The sequence below is a fragment of the Devosia sp. genome (assembly GCF_035944845.1).
Lineage (GTDB): Bacteria > Pseudomonadota > Alphaproteobacteria > Rhizobiales > Devosiaceae > Devosia_A.
The window spans coordinates 79,751-86,571 of sequence record NZ_DASZAW010000034.1 but is presented as its reverse complement, the minus strand read 5'-3'; the positions used below and the strand labels follow the sequence as shown (position 1 = coordinate 86,571).

Below are 6,821 nucleotides of genomic sequence, written 5' to 3'. Positions count from 1 at the left end.
GTTCTGGATGTCCCGCAGCCGTTCGAATGTTTCCTCGCTCGGGTCGTCGCCCAGCGCCAATTCGGCTGCCTTCAGGGCCTTATTTAGCTCAACGGATTTGTAATGCAAGGCCAGGGCATGACGTAATCCGATCTCGGCGTCGGGATCGGCAATCTCGGCGCCGGTCTGCCAAACCCCTTGGCGGGCCAGCAAATCCCGCATTTTGTCGAGCGGCTCGCCGAAGCCACGCGCCCCCAGTGCGACATTCAGCGCCTCGGCGCTGATCTCGTGATCCCTGGTGACGAGGTCGAGCATGGTGCCCAACAGGTTCCGCGACGTCGGCGAACTGAGCTCCAGCGACGCAAGTGATTCGAGCCGGCTGTCGGCGAGCGCCGGATGGTTCACCAGCGTGATGAGAATCGCTGCCTCGCGCGGGGTAGCATCCACGCCCCGGCCCGGCTTCAACAGCCTCGAGTTCCTGAGCGTGTCCGACACCACCACCCGTGGGCTGCCGCGGCTACCCACCGGGGCAGCATTGCCGCCGCGCGGGTTGCGCCGGTCGAAGCCGCCGCGCTGCCCACCGCCGCTCCGCTGGTCCCAGCGCTGATTGCGCAGCGGCGCGAAGAATGCCTGTAGCTTCTCGTCGAACGCCTGCAGGTAGTGGCGCTTCACCGAGGCCTCGCCGATAGCGTTGGCCCGCGCCCTGAGTCGCGCCTCGAGCGCCGCCCTTGCCTCCGGAGTTTCCGGAACGATGCCGCCAGTCTCGATGCTCCAGATCACATCCGAGAGCGAACGCGCCCGATCGATCACGTCGGCAAATGCCCCCCGCCCCTGCGCCTTGATCAGGTCGTCGGGATCCTGTCCCTCGGGGAGCGTCGCGATCCGCACCGTCCGGCCCGGCTGCAGGTGGGGCAAGACGATTTCGGTCGCCCGCGCCGCGGCCCGCTGGCCGGCGCCATCGCCGTCGAAGCACAGCACCGGCTCGTCGCTCATCCGCCACAGCAACTGCAGGTGCTCCTCGGTCAGCGCCGTGCCGAGCGGCGCTACCGTGCCCTCGAATCCCGCCATCACCGCCGCGATCACGTCGAGATAGCCTTCGACCACGATCACCGACTTGCCCGAGCGCGCCGCCTCGCGCGCCGTCTGCCCGTTGTAGAGCGTCATCCGCTTCTTGAAGAGTTCGGTCTCGGGCGAGTTGAGATACTTGGCCGGCACATCCGCCGACATCGCCCGGCCACCGAAAGCGATGACCTTGCCGCGAGGGTCGGTGATCGGGAACATCACCCGGTTACGGAACCGATCGTAAGGCAGCGGCGAATCCTCACGCACCACCACCAGCCCCGCATCCACCATCTCCTGCGCCGAGACCCCATTGGCGGCCAAGTGCTCTTTCAGGCCGTTGGCGCTGTCGGGCGAATAGCCGAGCCGGAACCTGGTCTGCGCCGCTGCGCTCACCCCGCGCTCGTTGAGATAGCCGCGCGCCCTCGCCCCGATATTGTGGCTGAGCGCCGCCTCGAAATACTGCGTCGCGACTTCCATCACGTCATAGAGCGAGCGGCGGCTCTCCTGCCGCGCCTCGTCGCGCTCGTCGCGCGCCGGCATCGGCACGCCGGCCATCCCGGCAAGCTTTTCCACCGCCTCGGGAAAGCTCATTCCAGCCTTCTCGGTCAGGAACCGGAAATGATCGCCCGACACCCCGCAGCCGAAGCAGTGGTAGATGCCGCGCCGGTCATCGGCATGAAAGCTCGGGCTTTTCTCGCCGTGGAACGGACAGCAGGCCCACATGTCGCCACGCTGCGGCTGGCTCTTGCGCTTGTCCCAGATGACGTGCTCGCCCACCACCTGCGAGATCGGCAGGCGCTGCCGGATCTCGTCGAGGAAGCCGTCGGAAAAGCGCATGGGCGATAAGTAGGCGCTTACTTACCCGAAGTCAGCGGGCTTGCGCAAAGTTATCCCCGCGCCCCAGCCGGCAGCGCGCTGGAGCGCAACCGGTAGCCCTGCGGCCCGTTGTCCAGCATTCGCCCGCTGGACATGTCCATGAACACCACCACCGCAACCCTCGCCGATAGCCCCCAGCGCCGCTGGCGCGCCATCGTGCTGGCAACGCTCCGGTCGTTCTTTTTCGAGCGTGACAATGCCCCCCGCTGCGCCGCGGTGGCCTTCTTCGGCTTCCTGTCGTTCTTTCCTGCCATCGCCACGGTCGCCCTGATCTACGGCATTTTCGCCAACCGCCAGATGGTCGCCGACACGATAGAGGGTGTCGGCGACGTCGTCCCGCAATTGGCCCAGGGGATTATCGCCGAGCAGTTGAACATGCTTGCCAGTCAGCCCCCGGTGACGCTCGGCCTGGGGCTGCTGGTCACCGTGCCCTTTGCATTCTGGAGCGGCTCGCGTGGGGTCGATTCCCTGCTCTATGCCATGTCGCGCATCCGCAACGAGGCGCCCCGCCGCGGCTTCTTCAAATCGCTGGCCTACGCGATCGGGCTTAGTATCGGCGGCGCCATCTTCGTCGCCCTCGCCCTGCTCGCAGTCGCCGGCCTGCCAGCCCTGATCCCGTGGCCCTCAGGCGAGGAAGTCATCGCGCTGGCGCTGCGTTGGCCCGTACTGCTGCTGCTCAGCATCCTCGTGCTTGCCGCGCTCTATCGCTGGGGTCCCGACCGCCACCCGCGCAAGTTCAGTCACATCTGGCCGGGCGCCATTCTTGCCTCGCTGCTCTGGCTGCTCGCCGGCGCGATCTTCTCGATCTATGTCGAGAACTGGGGCAACTACGAAGCCACCTTCGGCTCGGTCTCCGCTGCGGTGGTACTGCTGCTGTGGCTGTACAATTCCGCCCAGATCCTCGTGCTGGGGGCCGCCTTCAACACCGAGATCGAACGCGCCGCGCAGGCGAAGGAAGCGGGCGCACCGCTTCCCTCGCATTGACTGGTCAGGCGACCTTTACCTCGATGCTTCTCAGCTGCCAGGCGATGTAAAGCTGGAACAACCCGTAGAGGATCATCAGCACGCCGACGATGCTCACCAACACCAATGCGCTGCTGAGCGGCATCACCAGCAGCAGGATGCCGAACACCAGGTAGGCGCAGGCACTCAGCACTTCCGGCCAGAATGTCCCCGGGCGCAACAGGGCCCGGCCGGCCACAGTGACGTAGAGGGCAAACGCCCCGATCAGGATCATCATGATCCCCACGATGATCACCAGCGTCGAGATGCCGATCGCCGCCGCCATCGCCGGGAACGCCACGATCAGGACACCAGCGAGGATCGCAAGGATATGCCGGGTGATCGCGACGCCGAGCCGTGAGCTGGTGCGGCCGCCGAACAGCAGCCCCCACAGGCCCAGCGCCCCATCGATGATGACGATCACGCCCCCGACCCACACCAGGGTTGCCAGCGCCAGTTGCGGCGAGATCAGTGCGAAGATGCCGCCGGCCAGCATCAGCACGCCGCGAACGCCCGCGAAAATGCTCGGCCAGGGTACGGCGCTATCTGTAGCCATTCTCTCCTCCTCGGGTCACACGGGCTTGTTGCCCGCGGAAGCTCCCGCCGATTTGAACATCCGCCACGCCAGCCCGAACAGGCCGATCGCGAAGATGATGGCGAGGATGCCCGCGAGCGTCACGAACACCAGGGCGCTGAACACCGGCCAGAACAGCAGCGCGATGCCGAACAGCACGTAAAGCGCCCCCGACAGTAGCACCGGCCAGATACGCGCATATTGCTCGCGCTCCCGGATGATTACCCAAATCTCCATGACGCCGACGAAGATCGATTGGAATGCAACGAGATAGACCAGCAAAGTCGCCGTCAGCAACGTTGCGAGGAATGGCGACAACAGGATCAGCACACCGGTGATGATGGCCAATACGTTCCGCACCACGTCGAACCAGAAATTGCCGGTCTTTGCCCCACCGAAAGTGAGGCTCCACAACCCGAGCACGCCATCGACCAGCAGTAATGCGCCACCGGCGATCACCAGTATTGCCAGCGCCTGCGCTGGAAAGAACACCGCGTAAAGCCCGGCCAGCAGCATCAGCAGACCGCGCAGCCCGGTGATCCATGCCCAACGTTTTCTCGTGTCACTTGATACAGCCATCGGTCCACCTCCAATGATGTTGCACCAGATGAGGTTAGCCGTTTTTGCCGCTTCGCCAAGGTTCGTGACAGGTTTAGACACCGCTGCTTACCGGCTTGCTTCCGCCGACGCGGCATGGTCTGACCGCCGTCGGATATTTTGAGGATAGTCATGCCGATCGCCATTTACGCCCTGGCGCTGGCTGCGTTTGCAGTCGGCTCGGCCGAGTTCGTCATCTCCGGCATCCTGCCGCCGCTCGCCGAGGATCTGGCGGTGACCATTCCGGTCGCCGGCCTCCTGGTCAGCGCCTATGCCATCGGCGTCGCCATCGGCGGGCCGGTGCTGACCGTCTTCACCTCGCGCTTTTCGCAGCGCAACGTGCTGATCGGCCTGATGATCGTGTTCTCGATTGCCCAGCTGCTGTGCGCCATCGCACCGGACTATGTCCTGCTGCTGGTGGCGCGCCTGCTCTCCGCCTGCGCCCATGGCGTGTTCTTCGGCGCCGGCAACGTGGTCGTTGCCGGCCTCGTGCCGCCGGCGCGGCGCGGCGCGGCCTTCTCGCTGTTCATCTCCGGCATCACCGTCGCCAACCTCCTGGGCCTCCCCGGCGGCAGCGCCATCGGCTTGATCTTCGGCTGGCGCATCCCGTTCCTTGCGGTGGCGGCGCTCGGAGCCATTGCCGCCGTCGTGCTGTTCCTGAAGCTGCCGCACGACAAGCGTCAGGAAGGTGTGCGTCACGCCACTTTCGGCGAGCAGGTGCGCGAACTCCGCCACCAGCAGGTCTGGCTCTCCTACCTCACCATTACCTTGGTGATGATCGGCGCACTCGCCTTCGGGACCTTCCAGGTGCCGATCATGCTCAATGTCACGCGGCTCCACCCCGACATCATCCCGGTCTATCTGTTGATCGGCGGTATCGGTTCGATGCTGGGCATCTACCTGGGCGGTCGCGGCACCGACTGGAAGCCGATGCCGACGCTGCTGACCGTGCTGCTGCTGCAGGCCCTGCTCTACTTCACCATGCTGTTCGCCATGCACGACAAGGTGTGGATGACGGTGAACCTGCTCGGCACTTCGATCCTCGGCTTCGCTTTCTCCACCCCGTTGCAGGCCCGGGTCATCACCGCCGCCCACTCGGCGCCCAACCTGGCCTCGTCGCTGATCTCCACCGCCTTCAACATCGGCATCGCCGGTGGCGCCTTCATCGGCGCCATGCTGCTCAGCGCCGGCGTGAGCTATGCCGATATCCCGGCGGTGGGCGTCGTCACCAGTCTCTGCGCAGCCGGGACAGCGTATTTGTCATGGTGGCTCGAGCGCCGCGGCACGGTGGCCGCGACCAGCAAAGCCTAGCGAAGTGCGTCCGGCAAAGGTTGCAGACCTTTCCGGTTCGAGCGGCGAAAGGCTCTAGGATATTCTTTACCATCGGCGGGCGCATTTCCCCGCCGATGGCCATGCTTCGGTACGATGCAGCAGACCCGTATCCGTCCCGATTCCACCAGTGCTCGACCAGACCTCCCTGCTCATCGCTATCGGCTTTTCCGCCACCGCCCTGATGCTGACGCTGGTCATCACCTGGCTGGGGGCACGGCGGGATTACTATCTGCTGAGCTGGGGGCTCGGCTTCGGCTTCGTCGCGCCGGGCTCGATGCTCTACGGCTGGTTCGAGGCCTACGATCCGGCCGTGCAGTGCATCGCCTTCGCCCTGCTGCTCGCCGGCTTTGCCTTCATCTATATCGGCTGCACGCAGTTCTCCTCCGGCCGCACGCTCTGGCGTTCTGCCTTGACCGGCTGGACGGTCGCCTGCACCGTCATGGCGGCGCTGTTCGCCATCGGCCTCAGCGGCATCGGCACCATGGTGATGAACCTCGCTGCCGCGGGCTTCTTCCTCGCGGCCGGCCGTGAGCACTGGCTGGCCCGCAGCAATACGCCACTCGCCATGCTCGCCAAGTCGGCGCTTTACGGCTCGACTGCGGTAACCTTTGCGCTTTGCGCCGCGGTGCTGTTCGCCGAGGGTCGCTGGACGCTGACGGCGCGCCCGCACAACTGGGCCGAAGACCTCAATTCGATCGCGCTGCTCGCCGCGCTCGCCGCCGCCGGCGCCGTGACCATGGCGCTGCATCAGTTTCGCATCACCGAGGCGCATCGCCGTCTCGCCATGACCGACGCACTGACCGGCCTGCTCAACCGCCGCGCCCTGTTCAGCTTCGCCGGCAATGCGCCGGTGGCGCCGGCCACCGCAGTGATCATGCTCGACCTCGACGACTTCAAGGCCATCAACGATCGTTTCGGTCATGCTGTCGGCGACGAAGTGCTGGTGCGCTTCGCCGCCATCCTGTCGCGCGCCCTCGGCCCTGAGGATGTGGCCGCCCGGCTGGGTGGCGAGGAGTTCTGCCTGCTGGCGCACACCACCAACGCGGCAGCTGTCCACGGCCTCGCCGAGCGCATCCGCCTCGAGTTCGCCGGCACCGAACCACTGCCGGGTGATTACGGCCCGCCCACGGTCAGCGCCGGTATCGCCATAGCCTCGCCACGTCCGGAGACCTTCGACGCGCTGCTACGCGCCGCCGACGAGCTGCTCTACCGCGCCAAGGACGCCGGCCGGAACCGCGTCCATGGCCCGGAGCTCCGGCTGGTCGCATAGGTCGCTCACGATCGAGCAGCGGAGCTGGTCGGGTTTACCCCGACCGAGCCAACCCACCGGCTGCCATCCCTGCGAAAGCGGGAACCTCTGTTACCTTAGCCCGCCGCGCGATCGCAAACGGAGTTCACC

At 65.9% G+C, this 6,821-nt stretch carries 6 protein-coding genes; 3 read left to right on the top strand and 3 right to left on the bottom strand.

The annotated features are described in order from the left end of the window. Window positions 1-1,878 (bottom strand): DNA primase (gene dnaG / locus VGV07_RS05445; protein ID WP_326867676.1); only part of this gene is annotated, 1,878 nt, incomplete at its 3' end. A 138-nt stretch (window positions 1,879-2,016) separates the two neighbouring features. On the opposite strand from dnaG, the gene VGV07_RS05440 reads away from it, so the two are divergent. Next, entirely contained in the window at window positions 2,017-2,901 is an 885-nt protein-coding gene (locus VGV07_RS05440) for a YihY/virulence factor BrkB family protein (protein ID WP_326867675.1), read from the top strand. Window positions 2,902-2,905: 4 nt separating this feature from the next. Here the strand turns inward: VGV07_RS05440 and VGV07_RS05435 are convergent, their stop codons facing one another. Continuing rightward, window positions 2,906-3,475: an HdeD family acid-resistance protein gene (locus VGV07_RS05435; protein WP_326867674.1), complete on the bottom strand. Its 570-nt coding sequence runs from the start codon at window positions 3,473-3,475 to the stop codon at window positions 2,906-2,908. 15 nt (window positions 3,476-3,490) lie between these two features. Further along, window positions 3,491-4,072 (bottom strand): HdeD family acid-resistance protein, encoded by a 582-nt coding sequence (locus VGV07_RS05430; RefSeq protein WP_326867673.1) that lies wholly within the window; start codon window positions 4,070-4,072, stop codon window positions 3,491-3,493. 150 nt (window positions 4,073-4,222) lie between these two features. On the opposite strand from VGV07_RS05430, the gene VGV07_RS05425 reads away from it, so the two are divergent. Together VGV07_RS05425 and VGV07_RS05420 are read left to right on the top strand one after the other, a co-directional pair. Then, entirely contained in the window at window positions 4,223-5,401 is a 1,179-nt protein-coding gene (locus tag VGV07_RS05425) for an MFS transporter (RefSeq protein WP_326867672.1), read from the top strand. Window positions 5,402-5,549: 148 nt separating this feature from the next. Continuing rightward, window positions 5,550-6,692, top strand: coding sequence for a GGDEF domain-containing protein (locus VGV07_RS05420; RefSeq protein ID WP_326867671.1), 1,143 nt, complete (start codon window positions 5,550-5,552; stop codon window positions 6,690-6,692). The last annotated feature ends 129 nt before the right edge of the window (window positions 6,693-6,821 follow it).

Bases quoted from the DNA above. Each gene is read 5' to 3' on its own strand.
- VGV07_RS05440 (WP_326867675.1), top strand. From the start codon at position 2,017: ATGAACACCACCACCGCAACCCTCGCCGATAGCCCCCAGCGCCGCTGG.
- VGV07_RS05435 (WP_326867674.1), bottom strand. From the start codon at position 3,475: ATGGCTACAGATAGCGCCGTACCCTGGCCGAGCATTTTCGCGGGCGTT.
- VGV07_RS05430 (WP_326867673.1), bottom strand. From the start codon at position 4,072: ATGGCTGTATCAAGTGACACGAGAAAACGTTGGGCATGGATCACCGGG.
- VGV07_RS05425 (WP_326867672.1), top strand. From the start codon at position 4,223: ATGCCGATCGCCATTTACGCCCTGGCGCTGGCTGCGTTTGCAGTCGGC.